This is a genomic window from Oceanobacillus sp. FSL K6-0118 (assembly GCF_038006665.1).
Classification (GTDB): domain Bacteria; phylum Bacillota; class Bacilli; order Bacillales; family Amphibacillaceae; genus Oceanobacillus; species Oceanobacillus caeni.
Map to the genome: position 1 here is coordinate 75,791 of NZ_JBBOVR010000002.1, position 23,062 is coordinate 98,852.

21 protein-coding genes, 1 pseudogene and 1 riboswitch are annotated in these 23,062 nt (G+C 36.1%); of the genes and pseudogenes, 8 read left to right on the forward strand and 14 right to left on the reverse strand.

Features of this window, described 5'->3' with window-relative positions; translation table 11 throughout:
• Positions 1–2: 2 nt before the first annotated feature.
• Complete coding sequence (locus MHI02_RS17000; RefSeq protein WP_060668842.1) at positions 3–755, reverse strand: 3-oxoacyl-ACP reductase; 753 nt, start codon at positions 753–755, stop codon at positions 3–5.
• A gap of 143 nt (positions 756–898) precedes the next feature.
• Positions 899–999, reverse strand: a riboswitch (TPP riboswitch).
• Between the two features lie 320 nt (positions 1,000–1,319).
• Between MHI02_RS17000 and MHI02_RS17005 the strand changes: the two genes are divergently transcribed.
• Together MHI02_RS17005 and MHI02_RS17010 are read left to right on the forward strand one after the other, a co-directional pair.
• On the forward strand, positions 1,320–1,598 hold the full coding sequence (locus MHI02_RS17005) for a DUF4282 domain-containing protein (RefSeq protein ID WP_204797771.1): 279 nt from the start codon (positions 1,320–1,322) through the stop codon (positions 1,596–1,598).
• A 712-nt stretch (positions 1,599–2,310) separates the two neighbouring features.
• Positions 2,311–2,991, forward strand: a complete 681-nt coding sequence (locus tag MHI02_RS17010; RefSeq protein ID WP_341166139.1) for a polysaccharide deacetylase family protein — start codon at positions 2,311–2,313, stop codon at positions 2,989–2,991.
• 294 nt (positions 2,992–3,285) lie between these two features.
• Here the strand turns inward: MHI02_RS17010 and MHI02_RS17015 are convergent, their stop codons facing one another.
• The 9 genes from MHI02_RS17015 to MHI02_RS17055 all read right to left on the reverse strand — a co-directional run bounded on the left by MHI02_RS17015 (position 3,286) and on the right by MHI02_RS17055 (position 12,496).
• Complete coding sequence (locus MHI02_RS17015; RefSeq protein ID WP_341166140.1) at positions 3,286–4,122, reverse strand: DnaD domain-containing protein; 837 nt, start codon at positions 4,120–4,122, stop codon at positions 3,286–3,288.
• A gap of 129 nt (positions 4,123–4,251) precedes the next feature.
• Positions 4,252–4,797, reverse strand: coding sequence for a sigma-70 family RNA polymerase sigma factor (locus tag MHI02_RS17020; RefSeq protein ID WP_257456160.1), 546 nt, complete (start codon positions 4,795–4,797; stop codon positions 4,252–4,254).
• A 722-nt stretch (positions 4,798–5,519) separates the two neighbouring features.
• Positions 5,520–5,660 (reverse strand): hypothetical protein, encoded by a 141-nt coding sequence (locus MHI02_RS17025; protein WP_341166141.1) that lies wholly within the window; start codon positions 5,658–5,660, stop codon positions 5,520–5,522.
• A 128-nt stretch (positions 5,661–5,788) separates the two neighbouring features.
• Positions 5,789–6,547, reverse strand: a complete 759-nt coding sequence (locus tag MHI02_RS17030) for an SIS domain-containing protein (protein ID WP_341166142.1) — start codon at positions 6,545–6,547, stop codon at positions 5,789–5,791.
• Positions 6,548–6,611: 64 nt separating this feature from the next.
• A complete protein-coding gene (locus tag MHI02_RS17035) occupies positions 6,612–8,117 on the reverse strand; it encodes a xylulokinase (RefSeq protein WP_341166143.1) in 1,506 nt (501 codons plus the stop codon).
• A gap of 169 nt (positions 8,118–8,286) precedes the next feature.
• Positions 8,287–9,090, reverse strand: a complete 804-nt coding sequence (locus MHI02_RS17040; protein ID WP_341166144.1) for a carbohydrate ABC transporter permease — start codon at positions 9,088–9,090, stop codon at positions 8,287–8,289.
• A gap of 16 nt (positions 9,091–9,106) precedes the next feature.
• Positions 9,107–10,030: a carbohydrate ABC transporter permease gene (locus tag MHI02_RS17045; protein WP_341166145.1), complete on the reverse strand. Its 924-nt coding sequence runs from the start codon at positions 10,028–10,030 to the stop codon at positions 9,107–9,109.
• 124 nt (positions 10,031–10,154) lie between these two features.
• Entirely contained in the window at positions 10,155–11,480 is a 1,326-nt protein-coding gene (locus tag MHI02_RS17050) for an ABC transporter substrate-binding protein (protein ID WP_341166146.1), read from the reverse strand.
• Positions 11,481–11,554: 74 nt separating this feature from the next.
• Complete coding sequence (locus tag MHI02_RS17055) at positions 11,555–12,496, reverse strand: sugar phosphate isomerase/epimerase family protein (RefSeq protein WP_341166147.1); 942 nt, start codon at positions 12,494–12,496, stop codon at positions 11,555–11,557.
• Between the two features lie 604 nt (positions 12,497–13,100).
• Here MHI02_RS17055 and MHI02_RS17060 point away from each other — a divergent pair.
• Complete coding sequence (locus tag MHI02_RS17060) at positions 13,101–13,415, forward strand: helix-turn-helix domain-containing protein (RefSeq protein ID WP_341166148.1); 315 nt, start codon at positions 13,101–13,103, stop codon at positions 13,413–13,415.
• A 164-nt stretch (positions 13,416–13,579) separates the two neighbouring features.
• Here MHI02_RS17060 and MHI02_RS17065 read toward each other — a convergent pair whose 3' ends face one another.
• Together MHI02_RS17065 and MHI02_RS17070 are read right to left on the reverse strand one after the other, a co-directional pair.
• Positions 13,580–13,816, reverse strand: a complete 237-nt coding sequence (locus MHI02_RS17065; protein ID WP_341166149.1) for a hypothetical protein — start codon at positions 13,814–13,816, stop codon at positions 13,580–13,582.
• 219 nt (positions 13,817–14,035) lie between these two features.
• On the reverse strand, positions 14,036–14,710 hold the full coding sequence (locus MHI02_RS17070; protein WP_341166150.1) for a response regulator transcription factor: 675 nt from the start codon (positions 14,708–14,710) through the stop codon (positions 14,036–14,038).
• 467 nt (positions 14,711–15,177) lie between these two features.
• Between MHI02_RS17070 and MHI02_RS17075 the strand changes: the two genes are divergently transcribed.
• The 5 genes and pseudogenes from MHI02_RS17075 to MHI02_RS17090 all read left to right on the forward strand — a co-directional run bounded on the left by MHI02_RS17075 (position 15,178) and on the right by MHI02_RS17090 (position 20,571).
• Positions 15,178–15,429 (forward strand): helix-turn-helix domain-containing protein, encoded by a 252-nt coding sequence (locus tag MHI02_RS17075; RefSeq protein WP_047184567.1) that lies wholly within the window; start codon positions 15,178–15,180, stop codon positions 15,427–15,429.
• Positions 15,430–15,634: 205 nt separating this feature from the next.
• On the forward strand, positions 15,635–16,420 hold the full coding sequence (locus MHI02_RS17080) for an excalibur calcium-binding domain-containing protein (protein ID WP_341166151.1): 786 nt from the start codon (positions 15,635–15,637) through the stop codon (positions 16,418–16,420).
• A gap of 123 nt (positions 16,421–16,543) precedes the next feature.
• On the forward strand, positions 16,544–17,035 hold the full coding sequence (locus tag MHI02_RS17085) for a competence protein ComK (protein ID WP_341166152.1): 492 nt from the start codon (positions 16,544–16,546) through the stop codon (positions 17,033–17,035).
• Positions 17,036–17,118: 83 nt separating this feature from the next.
• A pseudogene (locus MHI02_RS18620) lies at positions 17,119–17,941 on the forward strand (IS4 family transposase); the annotation flags it as partial.
• Between the two features lie 779 nt (positions 17,942–18,720).
• On the forward strand, positions 18,721–20,571 hold the full coding sequence (locus MHI02_RS17090; RefSeq protein WP_341166153.1) for an InlB B-repeat-containing protein: 1,851 nt from the start codon (positions 18,721–18,723) through the stop codon (positions 20,569–20,571).
• 703 nt (positions 20,572–21,274) lie between these two features.
• On the opposite strand, the gene MHI02_RS17095 is transcribed toward MHI02_RS17090, so the two are convergent.
• On the reverse strand, positions 21,275–21,625 hold the full coding sequence (locus MHI02_RS17095) for a hypothetical protein (RefSeq protein WP_341166154.1): 351 nt from the start codon (positions 21,623–21,625) through the stop codon (positions 21,275–21,277).
• 110 nt (positions 21,626–21,735) lie between these two features.
• Positions 21,736–22,854, reverse strand: a complete 1,119-nt coding sequence (gene wecB / locus MHI02_RS17100; RefSeq protein ID WP_328149990.1) for a non-hydrolyzing UDP-N-acetylglucosamine 2-epimerase — start codon at positions 22,852–22,854, stop codon at positions 21,736–21,738.
• Between the last annotated feature and the right edge of the window lie 208 nt (positions 22,855–23,062).

Here is a 23,062-nt window from a genome sequence, read left to right on the forward strand (position 1 = left end):
TACTAGTTCATTGTCAAACCGCCATCTACTGTGATATTTTGACCTGTAATACCGTGCGCATTTTCTGATGATAAAAAAGCGACCATATTGGCTACATCTTGAGGTGTGGTCACCTTCTTCAGTGGCGTCGACTGAGCAATTAAATCAAATACTTCCGGTGTTGTAACAGCACTGGCATGAGTCGTTTTTAATAATCCCCCTGAAACGACATTCGCTTTTATACCATATTGTCCTAATTCAGAAGCGATATTACGTGTAAAACCTATTAATCCAGCTTTAGCTGTTGTATATTCATGGTAAGGTACAACAGGATTTTGATATAAATTAGTACCTATACTTATAATACTTCCATTTTGTCGTTCAATAAATTGAGGGATGACGCTTTGAACTACATGAAATGCTGCTTTTAACGTACCATTTAGTTGTTTTTGGTAATCAACCCAGGTGAGTTCTGTGAAAGGTTTCTGTTTGTTTGGATCAAACTTAAAGTCTACTAATGCATTGTTGACAACAACATCTATTTGGCCAAAGTACTCCGTTGCTTTTTTTATCAATGTATCTACTTCTGTGCGATTGGTTACATCAGCCTGAATGGCAATAGCATTTTCTTCACCAATCTCAGAAACAAGCTTCTCAGCGGCATCCTGACTTTTATAGTAATTGATAACCACTTGAAATCCTTGTTGTGCTAAGGTCTTTACAATAGACTCTCCTAAACCTCTACTACCACCTGTTACTAATACTGTTCTCCCCATCATAACCACTCCTATATTATTAATTTTGATGAAACTTAAATAATAAAGTGATAAATAAAAAAATACGCAACCTTCACATAGAAAAGTTGCGTAAAAAGAATTAACTACATATTAAGAAAAAGGCATAATCACCCTTTTAGTATGTAATAGAATTTACACTTTCCTACGCTAGTTTTAACTAGTTCAGGTTCAAAGGGTTTGAGTAAATACTCATCTCAGTTAAATAACACCCCTAGTGAATATATTTAAGTTATAGTCAATGTTATAGTCTTCAGAAATTTATGTCAAGGGAATATGGCTGTTTAAGTATTTCTATCATCCCTTCAAAAATAACTCCAGTACCTTTTCCCATTCATTTATAGTTAGTTGCATACATAGTGGAACAAACTGCGCTTCATTGTTAAGTTTAAACTTTTATGCTAAAATTACCCTTTGCAAATCAAAGAATTTAAAAAGTCATCAGTTCTAATACTTCCTATAACGAAATAGAAATAAAATGAAGTGTTTTTTATGAAAGGAATTTTATTTCATGATGGATGGACTACGAAACAGGGAGGTGAATAAATGAAAAATTTTATTAGTTTTAATAAGATGATTACACCAACAATCATTAAAGTGCTTTTTTGGGTTGGAGTAGGCTTCTCTATCATTCTAGGACTTCTTCAAATTATAGCTGGTTTTGATTCTTACTTCGGTGGCGGTTACCAAATATTTATGGGTATATTAACTATCATATTAGGACCTATCTTTACAAGGGTTTATTGTGAATTATTAATTTTATTCTTTAAAATGCATGAAACAATACAAGAAATTAATGAGAAATTAGGTTTAAAGGATAATTAATTTTAAATGGAATATTTGATGTTAGCGTTAAAATTCTCGTGTAAGTTGTTAAAAGCTCTTATTCAAGAATGATCAAACGTTAGTTTTAAAAGGTTAGCCAGAAATTACTGGTTGGCCTTTTTTTATAAGGTTTTATTATAGCGGTAGTCGAGGTAGACGAATCAAACGTAGGAGACTTGATCCCGTAAACAAATTTATATCAAAAAATGCGAAAAAGAACAAAATCACCCATATTCACCATTATTCCCTGAAAGATTACAAGGAAATATTTCATTTCCCGGGGAATATCGACAATTTATTCTATAATTTATAAATATAAAACATTTTTTCTAAGTTGTTTATTTCTCTGAGACTACCCTTTTGCTTCCTACGGCGTCGGGTGGTTTCCTTGTTTTCTAATATTTTTTTCCGAAGAAATACGCACTAGTCTCACGCATAATTCCTCTTTGTGCACCTTATCACATTGTCATATACAACATAGTGCCTTAAAGCATTGGGGGCTAACATATTGATTAAGGACTCCATGATGGTATCCAACACATTAGCACCTCTACCCCTTCGTAACCCCTTAAACACACTTACCATATAGTAAAGATAAATGGGCAAATTTTTAAACATGGAGGTTCATATGCACACGAATCATTTTAATTTATGGTATCGGAGTAAATGGGATAGGCAAATGGGGCAAAGTCAACCAGTAGGAGGAGCGGAAATGACAAGCAGAGAGCCTCATTTAGTGGCGAATTCGATTTTACAGCGGGAATATCCCAACACCGTTGTTTTAAGAGGATCCCTTAACGAAAATAAAGTAGCTTTAACTTTTGATGATGGTCCAGATATACGCTTTACACCCCAAGTGCTGAATGTCCTTAATAAATACAAAATCAAAGCTACCTTTTTCCTGATGGGGGCTAGAGCAGCTGAACATTCCGATATCGTGAGAAGAATGCATGCAGAAGGGCACGTCATTGGTAATCATACGTATTGGCATCCTAATCTGACAGAAGTAAGTTTAGAAAGAGTTCATTGGGAAGTCACTTCAACAGAGGAAGTACTTGCACAGATTATAGAATACCGTCCCCGATTATTTCGTGCCCCTTATGGTGCGTTAAACCGAGAGATTGTCGAATTAATGAGGCAGATGGGGTATTCTGTCATTCTCTGGAACGTCGATTCTTTGGATTGGAGACAATTGGGTACGACTGTTATTTCTGATATTGTCTTAGCAAATACGGAACCCGGATCCATTGTACTGATGCATGACGGTGGTGATTGGACAATGGATTTATCAGGCACTGTCCATTCTTTACATGACATTATTCCACGTATACAGCAAGAAGGAATAGAGTTTGTAACAATTCCTGAATTATTGAATATTAGTAAAGCAAAATAAGGGGGCACCAGTGGCAGAGATTCACCGATCCATTTAGCTCATCTTAGCAGGGGGCCAAGATGTAGTTTTCCTTACTGATCCTCTCCCTGTTAGACTAGGCTCATTCGTCGTCCTTTTATAAAGATTGCGGAAAAATTGCTAGCATCGGCAAACTTGAGATTTTTGAAGCATATTTGGCGGTTGGGTAATCGTCCAGTTGTCGTCTCCCCTATGAAGGCGACTTTGGAAATACGCACGAGTAACGGATTCCCGCTCTCGATAAGATTTAACACATTGGACGCGCCCCCTTACACTCTACCCATACCCCAACTCCTCCTTCAACCTCCTAATTTTCAACCTCGTCACTTCCGCTTCTTCCGGATCAACTTCCATCCTTTTATTCTCACGCTTTTCCCTCTGTTCCTTAAACCAATCCGGAATCACCTCTTCACGATTCCCACTGGTAAAATAGTGATACCGCCGCCGTTGTTTCCTTTTTCGAAATTCCACATCTTCTGCTCGCACTGCATCCACACTTCGAATCCCTTTCTTTTTCCATGCCTGCAAGATACTTTTCACGTAACCCCAACTTGCCCTATTTTGCTCCAATGCCCGTTTCATCGCTTCCATCACTAATGCTTCTCCTACATCGTCCACCCAATCACTCATGGACTCGATGACGAATGGGCTCATGACTCCAAAGTTTTCTTGATAGAAACGAAATACTTCTCCTTCCCCAGCCTCCTGTTTCGTTACCGTTTCTTCTGCCATCCCTTTCCGTGCTTCCCTTTCCCCAGGTAGTTCCGTCTCAGTTGAATTCTCATCTACTTCATACCCAACCGAATCCATCTGTTGCGCGTCTTCACGATTCTCTATCAAACTAATCATTCGATAAACTGGTGCTTGATTGCCCCTTTTAGGTTCATAAGCAATGTATCCTTTTTCCTTTAGCTCCGTTCTCGCTCTCTTAAAACTAGATTCATTCAAACCAGATTTGATCCTTAAAACCATTCCAGCTACACGAAATTCGCTCTTCCACCTCGTCTTGTTATTCATATGCATCAACGCATGCCATAAAGCAACTGCTGAACTAGATAGTGGGTTATATTCCAGCGAATCATAAAAAGCATTCATTTCCCTTATGTAATTCATCCTTCTCTCCCTTTCCTTCCATCTCCAAGATTTTACTTTCACGTAAAATTCACCTTCCCCCAGACTTTTCAGTGAATCCAAGTCCCAGGGAAGGCTTTTTATGCTAAACGAATAGCACGTCTACCAAATTTAAATCCCATCACTGTCTTTAAAATAAGCTCGCAATTTCTTCCTCGCTTGCTTCCCCCAGTCTTTCACAGCTTCCACAGATACATGTTCCTGTTCTGCAATTTCCTTCAGTGACATATCCCGAATGATATAAAAATACACCCATTTCCGCTGTTTCTCGGTAAGCAGAGAAAATACGCGCTCCCAGGAATCGCCATCTTCCATATCCATTCCACTTGTGTCCAGGATTGGCATTTTCGAGTCGCCATATTTATTTCCGTCATAGGCAGTTAAAATTTCCTTTTCCACATAGTTTTGTTCGTTATCTTCATCATTGGTTTTCTTCCGGATAAGATCGATGAGGCGATTGCGAATGGTGTAGTTGAAGTAAGTGGCGAGGGGGCCTTTATTTGGCTCATATTTCTGGTAGGCTGTCCACATGGCATACATCCCTTCCGAATAAAAATCCCCATACGGATCTCGAATGCCAAGCTTGTGCATGTGATAATAAATACGTTTCTCATTTTGTTTGAAAATATCTTCAAACAAGTCGTCGTTTTTCTTCAAGTACAAAACCTCCTTTTTTTCAGTGTGGCAAAATGTGATATCCGCATCTAGCATAATCAGACCGATGAAAACTGTAAAGGTTGCTAACTTCGCATTTCTGACAAACTCCGACATGTTTCTACAAGATTCTCCCCTGTTTTTCTGCAGAAATGACGTTTCTGCAAGAGGTTTTGTAAGTTAGCTAGTTTTTTCATATTTTTTATATTGTTTTTGTCTATTTTTGTCGAAAACGTAAAAAAGGACAGCTTGATTAAATTTCCAGCCAAGCCATCCCCATTAGTATTAGATTCTATTTCGTTTTGTTTCTTTTTGTTTATATAATGTGTCCGCACTTCGGTTCGTACTGTGGTTCTTTCTTTGGACCACACCCCAGGCAATAACCGGTCCACATTTCTGTCCAATTTTGTAAAAATTGATATCAAGAAATTGATCAAACGTTTGTTTGAAATCTACCTGTACGGTCGTTTGTGTGTAACTAAAAATAATAGATAAATCACCTGTTTATGTCACACCGCGAAAAACTCTTGACACATACATTTCTAAATCTAGCGGCAAAACTACTTGGTTCATGGTATAATGTTTAAACATAAGGACACCTCCAAAATTATTGTTTGGTCACTTTAATTTTATCAAAAGGTGTCCTTTTTGGTTATTAAAATAACAACAAAAAAGGCGTGGGGTCTACACTTTTTTAGTGTAAGCTCCAACGCCTTAATTTTTAATTACTGGAGTTTTGTCCCAGCCTCATCCATTGTATCTGAACCACACGCACCAAAGATATGCATATCAACCAACCATGGTAGCATGCTATATTGAAGTTTCATCTCTAATGGAGCATCTTCAGAAATGCTACTTGCATCCAAAGTATGCCCCTCTTTTTCTCATCAACTTTAATATCCCAATTTTAATAGCACCCTTCTAACCATAAATATTCGGTCCCATTTTCACACGAACGTTTACCATAATGATCCACCCAAAACTTATATGATTTTTATATACTTAACTCATCTACATTTAAAGTAAGCAACGGGATTCGTTCTTCATACTTTTTGACTAATTCCTCATTATATCCGTCAGAACCCTCTATATTGCCGCTTAAAAAGACTGGAGGCTCAAATCCCTGATCAGCCATCAAACAAATCGCTTGTGCGAAAATGCTATTTAAAATTATAGCGCCCATAACTGTTGATGTTGGAGAAAACGGCACTTTTACTTTTTCATATGTTAACGCCGCATCACCTTTTACAGAAAAGTTATCAAGTACTAGATCAACTGAATTAAATAAATGCTTTCCACTATGATGACGTGAGGGTTGGCTTTGAGAATATTCAATAGATGTTATACCAATGACAAATGCCCCCTTTTCCTTTGCATATTGAGCCACATCAATTGGAACGGGATTTCGGCCCGATGTTGATATGACAAAAATGACATCATTTGGCTCTATAATTTGTTCTTTTAAAAAGGTTTCCGCGAGGTGACTTTGTCGCTCAAGTTGAGAGGAACGAACAGCACCTTCATGAAGCATCAGTGGCTCAACTAAAATTGGCTTTATTGGAACTAATCCACCTGCACGATAAAATACCTCTTCAGTTAAAATGTGAGAATGCCCACATCCAAAAAGTTGAACTATCCCCCCTTTTTGAATACCTTCTGCTACCTTAGCCGCCGCTTTATTTAACTTTTCTGATTCGCATTCCTCTACCTTTGATAAAATGTCTCTTACGCTATCAAAATACTTTTTAATCATCATTCTCGCCCCCATAATATATGTTTAGTACCCATCATTAAAAAAGTCCCTCATCGTAAAAGCTTTAATGTATTTGATGGAAATAACGATTAACCGATTGATAAATTGCTTGGTACGATTCAAATAGTGTCTGATAGGTTTTATTTTTATCCTCATCATATGTTAGTAATTCTTTTCCTTTTACCATACTCTGAACCGCTTCTTCAATAGATGAAAACAACCCCACTCCAACTCCGGCAATAATAGCTGCACCTAGTGATGAAGCATCACGATTTGCAAGTGGTACAATGTCACATCCTATAATATCCGCAATCATTTGACACCATATCTTATTGCGGCTTCCACCAGCGCCAATATGAATCGTTTCAACATGAATTCCCATATCTTTTATGGCATTTACATTTTCAAGAATGTTATAGCTTATTCCCTCTAGTACAGAATGAAGTATTAATGATTTCTTTTGGTTTAACCCCAGGCCAATGAGCGCTGCTCGATCGTGTGGATCATAATATGGTGTCGCACTACCAACTAAGAATGGTAAAAATAAAAGACCATTACTACCAGGGTTATAGTCCTTCATTTCCGATGTTAAAAGAGTCAAGTTCTGGTAGTCAGTTTTAGACATTACATCCTTATTATGTAATAGCTTGTACGCCCATTCTACACCCAATCCTCCTGTAAATAATGTCCCCATTGTATAAAACGTATCTTTTAGAACACTATTGTGAAACGTGACCTTACCTATCCCTTTTTCATGAAACGTCGGAACACGTATGACGACTTGCCCCGATGTACTTAACGTAATTGCCATTGTCTCATCATCAATTGCATCTGTACCAAGCTGACTACATGCCATATCGGCACCACCAGTCACAACAGGAATTCCTTCACGGAGACCTGTTAGTTTAGCTGCTTGTTTGGAAACTCCCCCAAATATAGAAAGACTATCATATAATTCAGGAAAAATATGTGTTGGAAGACCAAGCTCTTGAATCAATTCCCAATTCCAATCCTTCAAAAAAGGATCATATAATAATGAATTTCCAGCATCTGTAGGTTCTGTCCCGAATTTGTTAGTCAATTTATAACGAATATAGTCCTTTGGAAATACGAAAATGGCAGAGTTCCCAAATAATTGAGGAAGGTTTTCTTTAATCCAAAGTAGTTTCGAGACCGTAAAAGCATCAATTGGCTTATTTCCAGTTCTTTCTACAAAGTCATCATAATAATAGCGATTTAAATAGTCCGTTTGCGCCTTAGAGCGTGTATCAGAAATCAATATGCTAGGATATATGGGAGTTCCGCCACTATTCATAAAAACCGGTGCGCTCATATGTCCTGATAAGGATATCGCCACAATATCATCTGTACTTACATGTTCTACACATGTTTTGATTGCCTTTTGAGACGCTTGCCACCAGTCTTCAGGGTTTTGCTCAACCCAATCTGGATTACAGCCAGATATCGAATACCCGTGCGAATCAGTGACTATTATGTCTCCTGATTGATTCATCACGATAACTTTGACAGAAGTCGTACCAATATCTACTGCCATAACATATTTATTCATTTGTATTGCCTCCTTTCTGTGTTCCTAAAAATCCAGCTTTTTTAGGAAGTATCTCATCTTTATTTACTAAAGGACACACCCCGAAGTAGCGTCCTTTTTTCACTTACCTTTTCTAATCCCACATTTTGAATAAAGTATAGTTGAATAGACAGCATCCATTAGTTATTAACTATTTAACGGAGCCTTCCGTTAAGCCTTTAATGAAATATCGACCCACAAAGGCAAAGAAGATAAGAACAGGCAATAAGGTTAACACTGCTCCGGCTGTTGTCCATCCCCATCGTATGGTGTATTGACCCATAATCTGGTTCATTCCAATGGTAAGGACTTGATTAGCCTCACTTGAAATTAGAACAGACGAAAAAGCGAATTCAGTCCAAGAGACAACAAACGCATAGACAGCTATTGTAGTTAATCCCGGAACAATTAAAGGTAGAATGATTTGGAATAATATTCGAATTTTCCCCGCACCATCGATTGCTGCTGATTCATCCAATGACTCCGGAATATCTTTGAAAAATCCACTCATAAGCCAAGTCGCAAAAGGTGCTGCAAACGTTACATTTATAATAATTAATGACCAAATGTTATCTATTAAATTAACGCTATTCATTAATTGATAAACAGGTACTAACAGCAACATCGTTGGGAAAATAAATGTTGCCAATATGAGATAATAAAAGAATTGTTTCCCTTTAAAATTCAAACGATAAAATGCGTAGGAAGCAGGGACAACAATAATAGTTGTTATAATCATCGTTCCAAACGAAACAATAATACTATTCTTCAAGTTATTTAAATAAGGAGTTTCGGTTAATAACATTTGATAGTTTTCAAGTGTCCATTCTTTAGGCCATAAATCTGGCTGTAAAATTTGGTCAGGTGTTTTGAATGAAGATATGATGACCCAGTAGAACGGAAAGGCGATAAATAATACGAGCAAGGATACTAAGATCCATTTGACAATTTTCAACTAATATCCCCCCTTATTAATCCTTAGGTGAAGCGAATTTTATATAAACAATTGCAAAGATGACTAGTATCACTGCTGTGATTAACGACATAGCTGATGCGCTACCTAAAGAATAGTTTTCGAAAGCTTCCTGATAAATGAATACAGGAATTGTTTTGGTAGATCCGGCTGGACCACCCTCTGTTAATACTTGAATTAAATCAAATATGTTAAACATCCAAAGTGTTCCGACAAGTCCTAGCACAAACGTTAGATTTTGAAGAGAAGGTAATGTAATATGGAAAAATTCTTGCCACTTATTAGCTCCATCAACTGAAGCAGCCTCATAAACTTCTTTTGGAATACCTGCTAAGCCTGCCAAAATTAAGATAGCTAGAAATGGGAACCAGTGCCAGCTATTAATGATTACAATGATTGGTAATGCTAAATTAGGATCCCCAAGTAAGTTCAATGGTTGGTCGATAATATGAAACGACAACAACAAGTGATTTAGTATTCCATAAGATCCATTAAAAATCCATTGCCAAAAGATAGCGACAACGATTGTCGGAATAATCCATGGAACAATGACCCACGTACGAGCTAACTTAGAAATTTTACTACTTCTATTTAATAGTAGGGCAACGGAAAAAGCTAAAAGGGTTTGAATGAACATATTCCCAATAACCCAAAATAAGCTTTTTCCCCAAGCGCCCCAATAATTGGGGTTTGTTAAAGCATTCTTGAAATTATCAAAACCGATAAATTCTCCAGTTGAACCAACAAATCCTGTACTATAAAAACTTTCTTTTACCACTGACAAAAGGGGAATGAACACGGTTGCAAACACCCAAATAACAAGTGGCCCAATTAATAAATAAGGAAAGCTTATTTCTAGATAATCCTTAAACCCTCTCTTTTGCTTACTTGTTGTAAACACCAAGGTTTCATTATTTTTCAAGATTTTACCTCCTATCTATATGAGATCAGAATTTGCTTTAAACGCAATTGAAAGTTTCAAGGTTTCATAATATAAGTATCTAGAAAATCATGACACCAAAAAATCCAAGTGTAGACCGTTTTTGTTATTCTTGAACTGCTGCTTCCATTTGTTGCTGTCCCCACTCTACCGCTTCTTCTACCGACATATCATTAACGGTAATTTGCTCAAGTGTTTGTGAAATAATGTTTGGTCCTGTAATTTGGCCAATTTCCGAAGAGACGCCATTAGTGAATCCAAATAGAGCACCATTTTGAGATGCTTCAATGAGCACATTTAGTTGCTCCGAATATTTAGATATAATTGGGTTCTCCCAATAAAGATCGGATTCAACACCTGTTGTTGTTACAGGTAAGAATAAACCTGGTTCTGCATTGACAAAGGTTGTGTAATTCTCTGGCTCATAAAGATACGTAAGGAATTTCTCTACAGCTTCTTGTTTCTTCTCATCATCTGTAAGCATCATTATTCCATTAGAATAGTAGATACTTCCAGCCTCACCATTCTCAGCAATAGGCATTGGAACAACTCCTAGTTGATCAGCAGATAATCCAGATTCTTCTTCAAAAGGAGCTAAATATTGTCCCTTTTCAATAGCCATTGCAACTTTTCCACTGTTAAATTGAGCTTGAGGCTCTCCCCATGTATAGGTGTTACTGTCTACAGGTGAATATTGTAGTAATTCAACATACTTCTTATAGGTATTTATCGTTTCAGGTGTATTAAACGTAATGTTATTTTCACCATCAATTATATTTTTTGCGCCACCTGATACTAAGAAGCTGTATAATACTTGATCTGTTGCTTGTGATTTAGATGCTGGTAAAGCAATACCATGGACGCCATCCTTAGTTAGTGCCTTCGCAGCAGCCGTTAATTCATCCCAGGTTGCAGGTGGTTCAATATTTGCTTCTTCAAACATATCTTTCCTGTACCATAATGCTTGTACAAAACCATAGATTGGAACAGCCCATGTGTGATCATCATATTGATACGGGTCTAAAGAAGCATCAATAAAATCATGTTTTTCATCCAATGCTGCCACAATGTCATCCATAGGTTGAATAACTTCTAAATCTTTAATTAATGTTGTGTAGTCCGGTAAGGTAAAAAGTAAATCTGGCCCGTTACCCGCTTGTATGGCTGCCGGGAATTTAGAATATGCATCATCCCAACTTTGAACTTGTGCATTAACTTTAATATCAGGGTTTTCACTGTTGAAATTTTCGATAACTTGGTTAAATACTTCTACACGATTAGGTGGTTCTTCCATGTGCCAAATGGTTAGCTCTACTACACCTTTATCACTATTTGAATCAGAGTTACCTGTTTCATTCGAATTTCCGCAACCCGCTAATAGCAAAACAAGTGAGATTAGAATGAAACTTAGTACGTTAAGTCTATTTTTCATATTCATCCTCCATATAACGCTCTATCATTCCTCCACGCCCTCATAGCATGGAGGAATGATAAAGTATTTTTTGTTTATTTTCCCCAGCCATTATCTAACAAATATTCTCTTGATTCTTTTGCCACACGGTCAAAGTCAGAAAGTCCAATTCCTGAAGGTTCACCTACGCCAAATAATCCACCAGCTTGCCATGCTTCCCATTCAACACTACTGTATTCTTTATAATTAACTGATTTAAGTGCTTCTGCCATTTCAACAAAGTCTACATAACCGCCACCAAACCACACATGCTGTGATTGAATAATGTTAGGGAACCCAACTTCATCTTTCACATGGACAACTTTAATACGATCACCTAGCTTTTGAATAGCTTCCTTAATCGGCATTTTTGGTTTAACTGTTGTATAGAATGTTCCAACGTCAACGCAGCAGTAAACATTGGAGCGATCTACTAGTTCCAAGAATTTTAGCATCGATGGAATATCGTTAATAATCGTCCCTTGAAGCAACTCAATACTAACATCGATATTATACTGTTTCGCATAATCAGCCACTTCTTGTGTAGCTGTAACGGCTTGATTCCATGCTTCTTGACGTGTAATTAGATTATATAATGGGGGATCATAGTACCCATCTCCAAGCAATGTCACAACTGTTTCGGCTCCCATATCTGTTGCTGCGTCAATAGCCTTTTTAAATTTTGCTATTCCGTTTTCACGATCAAAATAACGTGGTGAAACGAATGTTGTATGACAAGCAATGGAAGCAAATGCTAAATTGTGCTTGCTTGCTGCTTGTTTAATTTTAGTAACTTGATCTTCATAATCACTTGGTTGTATTTCTTGGATTTTCGGAAATACAACATCAAAACCTTCATAGCCATATTCTCCAATTCTATTAATACACCAATCAAGAGATTTATCTCCCCAAGAATTCCACGCTGGCCCACAGTTATCTAAACGTCCCCATGGCATGTTTGGCCATACTTCAAACGACAGTTTTAATTTATTTGTCAATTCAATTCCAACCTTTCTTTTTTTATAATAAATATCAATATATAGTTGTACTAATGTCTATACCACTTAAGTTAAAAAATTTTAATGATTAAACTCTCAATCTCAATTGAAAACCTAAACCGATCTGCACGATAGAGTGAATGAACATATTTTATTGGGATGTTATTTCAACAAACGACAATCATTTTATAGAAAGAAATGAATCACCTATTTCTAAACCTAAATTCAGCATCTATAGTTTTTAGACTGTTTGAGCGACTCTATCGGCAACTTCTGACGTAAGATTATCTTCTGCAATCGTTTTCTTTTAAATTTTTTAAAAATGAGTTTTTACTATTGGGTTTAGCAGCTACTATTTCTCAATAAGCTCACCTCCTTCTTTTTAAAGAACAATCAAAAAGCCTTTAATAAATGGTACACCTCCAAATCAATTAATTTGATTTCCAAAATTCTTTGAAAGAATACCATTTATCTGCATTTTATGACTACTAATTCTAAAAGTCAACTAAATTATGATTATTAATTCTAATATCAATTTACTTCTACACTTTTCTATTAGACAAGCTAAACTATAGTTAGATAATCTACGATAAAGGAGTACAATATGGTAGATAATAATAGAATTGGTATCCGACTAAAAACACTAAGAAAAGCGAAAAATTTAACAACTCAAGATCTAGCTAATAAGGTTAACATCTCACAATCCTATATTAGCCGTTTCGAAAATGGTCGTGCGATTCCTGATATAGATATGCTAGAAAGAATCCTACGTGCACTTGATACAAATCTATCATCCTTCTTTTCAACTGATATGGAAGACGTACCAACAGATCTAATCCAATTAATGGATACTGTTAAAACACTTAGCCCAGAAGCTAGAATAAAACTAAATGAGTTTTTAAATCTTGTGAAAGATTGAGAAGCCAAAGACCGTGTTTATCGCGGTCTTTTTGTTTTGTAGTTAAAAGTTTATTAAAAATCCTTGCAACATTAACTGATATGACAATCGTAACGACAAACCTGTATCTGTGGACTCTTTATGCGCTTTAACAAATCAAACTTAATGTTGTCTCACGCATTGCCCTAGATCCCAAAATTCTCTAATTTCTCTTTTATCGCATTTGGATTAATCTTTTTCTCTTCTAAATCTATTAATTCTACTACCTCTAATAATGAATAAATAATATCATTTTCGATATACACCTGATCATCTAGTAGATTACAAGTGATTTGGATTAGTCGACTTTTCATATCGGATAATATCCATTTTGTATGTAGTTCATCCGTGAGTTCCTGCTTAATAGATAACTCTTTTTTCATATAACCACCCTTTTCACTAATTGTCTTCATAATTTGTTATATATAGTTTACTAAGTATTTAAATAAAAGGTTGTACGCATATAGGTACCGATTAGTACTTTATTCAAATATATATTTCTTTCCATCACGTCAAGAACCATTATTCCCTAATAAAAAAGCTGCAAGAATCAATGGGATTAACATCTCATCAATTCTTGCAGCTTTTTAACTATTAACCAATTAATTTATCTCCACCCAACCATTACGAATAGCAGTAACAACAGCTTGCGTACGATCGTTACAATTCATTTTTTGTAAAATACTACCAACATGGTTTTTCACTGTTGCTTGACTTATGCCTAATTCTTCTGATAGCTCTCTATTACTTTTTCCATTAGCTAGTAACTGTAGTACATGGCATTCCCGTTTTGTTAATAGATGTAGCGGTTGCTTATGGTATCCTACTTTATTTAAGCGATTTGGGGCATTGTCTCTTGCTAACCTCCGGTACTCTTTAACAATATTATGTGTAACCTTTGGATGTAAATATGAACTACCATCACTCACTATTTTTATAGCTTCAATTAATGATTCTATATCCATCTCTTTGAGGAGGTAACCTTGCGCACCCAATTTTAATGCTTGTGTAACAAAGCATTCATCATCATGATCAGATAAAATGATAACCCTCACATTTGAAGAACACTCTTCAAAAATGGATTCTATCTCCGGAATATTTATTTCCGTTAATACAATATCTGGATTTTTCTCTTGTATTAACTTTTTAGCTTCGTCAACATTATTACCTTCTGCAACAACTTCAAAATTCAATTCATGATCTAAAATCCTTTTAAGAGCTTGGCGAAACAAGTTCTGATTATCAATTAACACAATCCTGATTTTTTTATCACTCATTTTAATTCCTCCAAAAGATAATGACCAATCTTAAATTCTTAATAATAAGTATAATCGATTAATAAATAATTGAAACCGTTTTCTTTATAAATTCCAAACAATTTGATTATTATCTTAAGTAGTATAATGCTCTTTTACTTTCTAATTGTTATTTATTTTGTACCTATTACACTGTGTCGAAGGGAAACTCAGCCAAATGATTGAGTCCATACATGCTTTACCGAAGAAAAATGACATAATTTATAGATCAAACATTTGTTTTAAAATCTAGCAGATCTTGCTTTCCCTAGTTAAAGTAAGATCTGCTTTTTATTTGTAAGGCCAAAATGACACTTTATTAAAATTATATCCATCCACAGTTTCCCTTTATAAAATCTGTTTCCCTAATGCAAGAAATAGGGTGTATACACGGTGTCCACGCGCTTTCATTCAACGGATAATAACTTTAAAAACTAAGGGGAATATCATTGAAAGATAATAGAAGGTATAAATACAGGGCTTACATTGTTGGTGATGCCATTTATAAAAAAAGAAAGTCGATGCTGAAAACTCAAGAAGAATTTGCTGAAATAATTGGAATAGATCCGAAACAGTTAGGTGAATTAGAACGTGGTAATGCTTTTCCCAATTTTATAACAGCTATTAGATTACGAGAAAAGTTAGATATTAGCATTGACGAGTTAATCGATGAAATAATTGAAGATTTCCCGGATAAATAAACTGCTCCTAATTTTGGTGCCCCCTTCTCCCTTTACAACCCAAATTGAACCCACTATTAAGTATTTTATCCCCCTCCCTACGAAGCAAGGAAAGCTGTTGATCCTCTCACAATCGTGTTCCCTAAATTAATCCAAACCAAAATACATTTCCCTACAATTGTCTTTTAAAGACGCCGTTAACTATTTTATAAAAAGGAGAATTTAAATGATCTTCATTGCACTATTAGGATTTCTAGCTATTATTTTTTCTATTCTTTACATAATTGTTCACTTTATTAAAAAAATAAAAGATAAACAAAGGGTATTATCTAAAAAAGTATTTTATACCGCACTTCTTGGTGGATTTAGTCTATTTATAGTTGGGGCAGCCTTCGCTGATACAGACGAACTAGCCCAAATAAACGAATTAGAAAAACAGAATCAATCCCTATCCGACGAAAATGACACTCTTAAACTGGAAAATAAGGAACTAAAAAGTAAAGTAACAGATTATGAAAATGAGAAAGAAGAGTTGGAAACTAAAGGGATTGAATTCGAGAAAAAGATAGAATCCTTGGAAGATAAAAAGAAATCCCTGGAGGATGAAAAGAATACATTAGAAGAAAAAGTAGACGAACTAAATAATAAAAACGCAGATTTGGATAACAAAGTAGCAAAACTAACAGAAACAAATACAAATTTAGATGAAAAAGTAGATAAACTAACTCAAACAAATACAGACTTAAATAACAAAGTAGCAAATCTCGAAACAGAACTTAAATCGGCTAATAGTAAAGTAGCAAGTGTAGAGGCAAGTACCCAGACTACAAGTCAATCTACTAGTAACAACTCTACTAAAAGTTCCGCTTCCAGCTCTGGCAATACCAGTTCGAATGTTTACTATAAAAATTGTACAGCCGCAAGAGAAGCAGGAGCAGCACCTGTTCATCGAGGAGATCCCGGGTACGGGCCGCATTTAGACAGAGATGGAGACGGAATTGGGTGTGAGTAACAAATAAAATATAAAAATCGAAACAGTACTGAAAAATATTCGCATTATTCCTCTAAAAGTTAAATGGAGAAGGCATCTTCCTTCTCCCATCCCACAACTATCAATCAAAAGGAGCCATCCTCTATGAAAGATATCTTAAGTCATTATTCCATTCATTCAAACACCATGGCCCTATTACCCTCAAATCATAAAGATTACGATACCATCGTGAAAGAACCAGATAGAGATATTTACGTAAGGCAAAAACCGCTCGAACTGATTAAACAAGCTTGTTTAGAAAGATTTGCTACATATGAAGGTGTAAGGGAAGCTGTCCAACACAACACTGGACTCAAACGAAAAGTCCCCATACCGATTAATCCACACCTAAACCTTTACTTCTTCCCCACACATGCAACCAACCATTTTGACTGCTGCTGGATCTCCTATTATCATGTTCTTCGGATTGAAAAGCACCTCACCAATCATACTTTTTCAACCATTCTCTTTAAAAGTGGTGATAGACTTAATCTGGATGTATCCCCTTATGTATTGAAAAAGCAGATGGAGCGGACGTTAATGTGTATGGATGGACATTCAATCCCTCTTAGTTTTACAAATGAACTGTATGTATAAATCATTATTTCTATTTCTTCTTCTTAAAAGCCGTATACAATTTCCCTAACTAAGTCGCAATCACTCTTTAATATTCCGCGACATTAAGCTTCAAAAAAAGCCAAATAAACGTATATCAAGAAAAAGTTGACAAACGAAGCTCAAGCTACAAACCCCGTTGGGAAGCGTTACATACAGCACTGGAGCATATCCCAGATATGCTTAAACGCGCTTTGAACGCTGGCATTGATGTTTCTTATGTGTTGATGGATACATGGTCACACAACAACCGCTGGTTAAGGCTATCACGGAAAAAGGTTTTGACGTGATAGCCTTGGCTAAAAAGCTAAAACGACGTTACTTATAGATAGCAAGCGTGTAATCTAGATCAACTGTATTGTTTGGCTACACCAAGCTACGGAAAAAAAGGGGGGCGTTCCGTTCATACAACCCAAACTAATGTCCGGTAAAGGTTGTATTTGGCCACAAGAAAAGTGACTGGCTCGCCATTCTAAGTACTAATTGCACACTAACTGTTCAGGAACCATTCGTATTTATGGCATGCTCTGGAACTTTGAGGTCTTTTTTAAAACAACTAAATCCCTATTAAAACTCCAAAAGGAATTCCAATGTCGTTCATATGATGCGCTAACCAGCCACATAACCATTGTATTTTCAAAGTATATGGTACTTTCTTTCTTGGCAATATCGGTGCAATACAGATAACCAAATCTTGTGCGGTATGTTTGATGAATTGTGTGATGATAAATGAACTTGATTGAGCTTGTCGCATTACAGCAATTTATCGTGCTTCTTGAAGATACCCTCAAATATACTAATAAAGGAATACCAAAATTGCAACAATGGATTGCGGATCTACCTAATTATATCAAGGTGTACCTGCCTTTTTTAGCTTGCGAAAGTTGAGTTATTTTTATAATTTTTTTTTATATTTTTTAATACTTTTTACATCCTAACTTATGAATTAAAAAATATTGTCTTCTTTCTTAGCCACTCCTCTATCATTCGACAACATTTACATGTTTAATCATTTCCGGAAGAATAGAGTTCATATAAAATAAAGTTTAGTTTTTTGATTTTTTAACCTATTAATATTTAAAGTAGATTAAAATAAATGTCTAAGCAACAATTAAACGAATCGTAAGACTTAAGAAAAAACGAGTTCGTAAAACCATTTATTATTTTTATCAATTCTCTTTATATTTGTAGGTATTCCATTTTCCCCGGAACTTGAGGGAAAAGTCATATTTCCAATCGTTCTCTGTTATGTATAGTAATTAATTATCCACGGGTACCTATTCTTCCTCCAATTTATAGGTCATCCATATGAATCCCAATTCAAGCAAATTTTGTTTCATCTATACCTTTATTCACTTTTCAAAAATTTATCATTTAGCTATTTCCCCAATTCATTGTATACACCGTCATTGTTATGCAATTAGTCTCTTGGAAGTTCAAGAAACTAAGAACTAAAGGAAATGAAAAGCAATTCATTCTCGAAAAGTGGCATCTCTAACAATGAATGATGGAACTCCTACCGAAGTGTCCATGACCCCCTAAAAATTGACAAATAACCACAATCACCCACAAAACTTCAAAATCACTTCCATAGACTACTAAAAAAAATACTATTTCATGCATAACGATATTAAATTCCACTATATATATTAGAGGGGTCATTTTTCATGAGATATATGAGGAACAAGAGAAGAAAGAGGAAAAGGTTAATTTTATTCATTGTAATCATTGCACTAATTGTTGGAATTGCTGCCTTTTTCATGATGAAAATTGCACAATCTGATACTCCAACAGAATATCTAGAGATTGCTAAAGAAGCTTTGGACAATGAAGAATATGAAAAAAGTAGGCAGTTTTTTAAAAAAGTTCTAGAGGAAGATGCATCCCATACTGAAGCAAGGGTCGGTCTTGCGAGTGCTTATATGGGATTGGAGCAATTTGACAAAGCAATTGGAACATTAGAAGAAGGGCTCAAAATAAAACCAAAAGAACCGCAATTTTACTATTTTATATCCCTTGCTTATGAAGGAAAGAATGATTTACCTCAAGTGATGCAAACGTTGGAAGATGGAATAGAAGCAACCGATAATGAAGCACTAACCGAATTGGCTGATCAATTAGAATCCAATATAAATATTGTTCCCGACAGACACTACGTCCAAAAAGGTCATAACCGCAATATCATACTGGAATGGAAAAAGAGCGATGGATCCGCCCTTCCAGTTGAAGCAGAATGGACATTAGAAAATGAGGATTCTGGTTCTCTAGAAGAAGTATCGGAGACGGTCATGACGTTCCACGCAGAAGAACTTGGCACAACTGATATTTCCGCAAAGGTTGGCTCGATTACCAAGAACGATGAATTACATATTGAAGAGCAAGTGGTAGAAGAGATGACCTTCACACCAGAAGAATTTGGCCCACTATCCATCGATCAAGAAATTGAATTATCTGTGACTGGCGTGGATGCGGACGGAGAAGAAATGGAAATAAACCCCGAATGGATTTCGAATGACGAAGAAATCATGGAGTTATCCGAGACAGAAGGGGTAGAAATGACAGCTAAAGCAATAGATGAAGGTGTTACGAGCCTTACCGTAACATATCAAGATTTGGAAGAGGAATTAGATTTTATTGTAGAAGGTAAAAATAAGTTTATTAAAACAGAAGTCCAAGGAGAAGGAACGGTAGCCATTTTACCAAATAAAACAAGTTACCCCGCTGGAACGGAAATAACATTAGAAGCAGAACCAGAAGCCGGCTACGAATTTGTCAGATGGGAAGGCGACGTTACGGACACTACGAATCCATTAAAAGTCACATTGGATTCCAGTATTTCTGTCGTTGCAGTGTTTGAACCAGTGAAACAGGTTACATTAAATCTTTCTATTTCTGGTGAAGGAAATATCATTCGTGACACCTTAGAAAGCCAATTTATCCAAGGAGAATCTATTTCCTTATTCGCCCAGCCTAAATCAGGATGGCAATTTAGCCATTGGGAAGGATCTGTTAGCGGAAGTAACGCAAGAATCCAGGTAGCGATGAATGGAGACAAGAATATACAGGCCGTGTTTGTAAGAGTAGACGACCCCACTAGCCCTAATAGTAGTGATAACGGGACTACCAATGAGGAAGGTTCTAATCCTAGTACCGGAAAAAATGAAGATAAGAGTTCTCCAAGTTCTGGTTCAAATTCTGGTTCTAATTCAAATAGTAATTATAAATCACCTGCAAATGAACCGAATACAAATAACGGTTCAAAGCCTGTGAAAAAAGAAGAAAGTAAACCAGTAGAGAAAGAGAAACCGAAAAAAGAAGAAGCCAAACCAGTGGAAGATCCAGATCCAAAACCGAAACCAGAGGATAAACCGGAACAAAAACCAGATGAAAATGAACAGAATAAAGAAGAAACCGAACCATCGACAGGAAACGGTAATGAAGAAAAAGAGAAAGGTGAAACGGAAAAACCAAAAGACAACGAATCCGGAGAAAACCCTGAGGAAAGTTCAAAAGAATAAACACGGAAAGAAGCCATAATGGAACACATTTAAATAAAAAAACCGTATGAGGTCGTATTTTAAATTCTGATTTCATGCGGCTTTTTCTATTGTAAACAACAGGGATAGATCCAGCGCACTCATGAACATGATTAACGAAAGAACATAGAAGTGTAACGGATTTTGGATAGTGATTAACGGATTAACGTAGACAAGTGCCGACTTTCGGTACTGGATTGCTAATTCTTCCCTCACAATTATGAGTCACCAATGCGAATTCCAATATATCAAACGTTTGTTTAACCTACCTTATTTGCCTCTATCCCCTATGAGCAGGCAATTTCTAAACTATTCCGATGAAGTAAATGCGTCAAATATAGTCATAGTTCGACAGTCTATTACTCAATTTATCTATTTAAACAACAACCTCTCTATGTTTGATTAAATTTGTATACTAATGTATAATAAAAGTATACAAATAAAAAAGTGATATCCGTAGTGGTATGGTCTCTGTGAGGCCAAAGTCAATAATCCACCCTTTTAGATAATGTGACGGGTGGATTATTTTTTATTTATTTCTTTTTTTACCACGAGGACTAGATGATGCAGTCAACGAGGAATATTCCCACCAATTGTTGGTAAATATCATCTTTAATCTTACCCTACTTAGCCTTAACAAATAAGCTCGTCAACCTAGGTGAGAAGCTATCTCGTTTTAACTCCCTTACAGTCTCATTTCTTCCTTTAGCGCCAGAACTTTTTCCATCGGCAATTCAGTTACTTCTCCAACCTCTTTTGGTTCCATGCCTTTCGCTAGAAGTTTACGTGCAATGGACTTTTTATTTTCTTTTACAGCTTTCTTCTCCCTAATCTCCGCTTCCCTCCTGGAAGATTCGTCATCCATAATACGCTTCAGACGCGACTCATAAGCAAGATATTCTTCTTGTGTCATGCTTAACTCCTCCCAACCTTGAAAAGCATCTTTCAACGTTTCATCTTTCATGGCTATTCCCTCCAATTCTTGGTAAATATCATCATAAACTTTCTCATTACGTCGATCGACCATACCAAGCATTAATAACCATCTGGCTAGTACATCATCCCATGGGTTTAGTTTATTCCTCTTCCAAGCCTTTATTAAAATACGAGTGAAGGCTGGCTCCTCCTCACTCGCATTATATTTACCTATTTCCTTTTCATGTACGCTATAATTGCATCTGCAATCCTCTTAGAAGCTTCCCCATCCCCATAAGGATTCGACGCTCTTGCCATCTTATTATAAGCGGACTCGTCACTTAACAACTCATTAGCCAAATCAAAGATCGTATCCTCATCGGTTCCAGCCAGTTTCAACGTCCCAGCTTCAATTCCTTCTGGGCGTTCTGTCGTATCACGTAAAACAAGCACGGGAACCCCTAAGGATGGTGCCTCTTCTTGCACTCCACCAGAATCCGTTAAAATTAAATGAGCACGTGCAGCAAAGTTATGAAAGTCAACCACACCAAGAGGTTCAATTAATTTAATACGATCATCATTCCCTAAAATCTCTTTTGCAGTATTTTGAACAACGGGATTCAAATGTACTGGATAAATAACCTGCACATCATCATGCGCCTCTACCAATCGTTTAATCGCACGAAACATTTGGTTCATATTTTCCCCAAGATTTTCTCTTCGATGAGCCGTAACCAATACTAAGCGGTCATCACCAAGACTATCCAAAACTTCACTTGTATAACTTTCATCTACCGTAGTCTTCAATGCATCAATAGCCGTATTTCCAGTCACAAAAATTGTTTCTTCCCTTTTATTTTCATTTAAAAGATTTTGCTTCGACTTTTCCGTAGGCGCAAAATGCAAATCCGCCATTACACCCGTTAACTGACGATTCATTTCCTCCGGATAAGGTGAATACTTATTCCATGTACGAAGTCCCGCTTCTACATGACCAACTGCAATTTGGTTATAAAAGGCTGCAAGGGATGCAACGAACGTTGTGCTTGTATCCCCATGAACTAAAACAATATCGGGTTGCGTTTCTTTCATTACTTTATCGAGTCCCTCTAAAGCACGCGTTGTAATTTGTGCTAAGGACTGTTGTTTTTTCATAATATTTAAGTCATAGTCAGGAGTAATGTTAAATATCTCTAATACTTGATCTAACATTTCACGATGTTGTGCAGTTACTGTTACTATGGATTCAAATTCAGATGACCGTTTTTGTAATTCTAGAACAAGTGGCGCCATTTTGATTGCTTCAGGCCTCGTTCCAAACACAGTCATGACTTTAATTAATTGCTTCAATGAATTCACTCCAAATTTTTTATTATTTAGGATTAGAAAACCTGGCTTTCGCTACAAGTGGTGGCGAGAGCCTTGAAAGTTTTCCATTCTTACATGCCAAGTGTATGTATATTATGAAATCTAAGCAATATGATTAAATATAAATTTAAATAAACTTTATATACTTCATTATATTGTTACATACTAAATAATGAATAGCAAAAATATA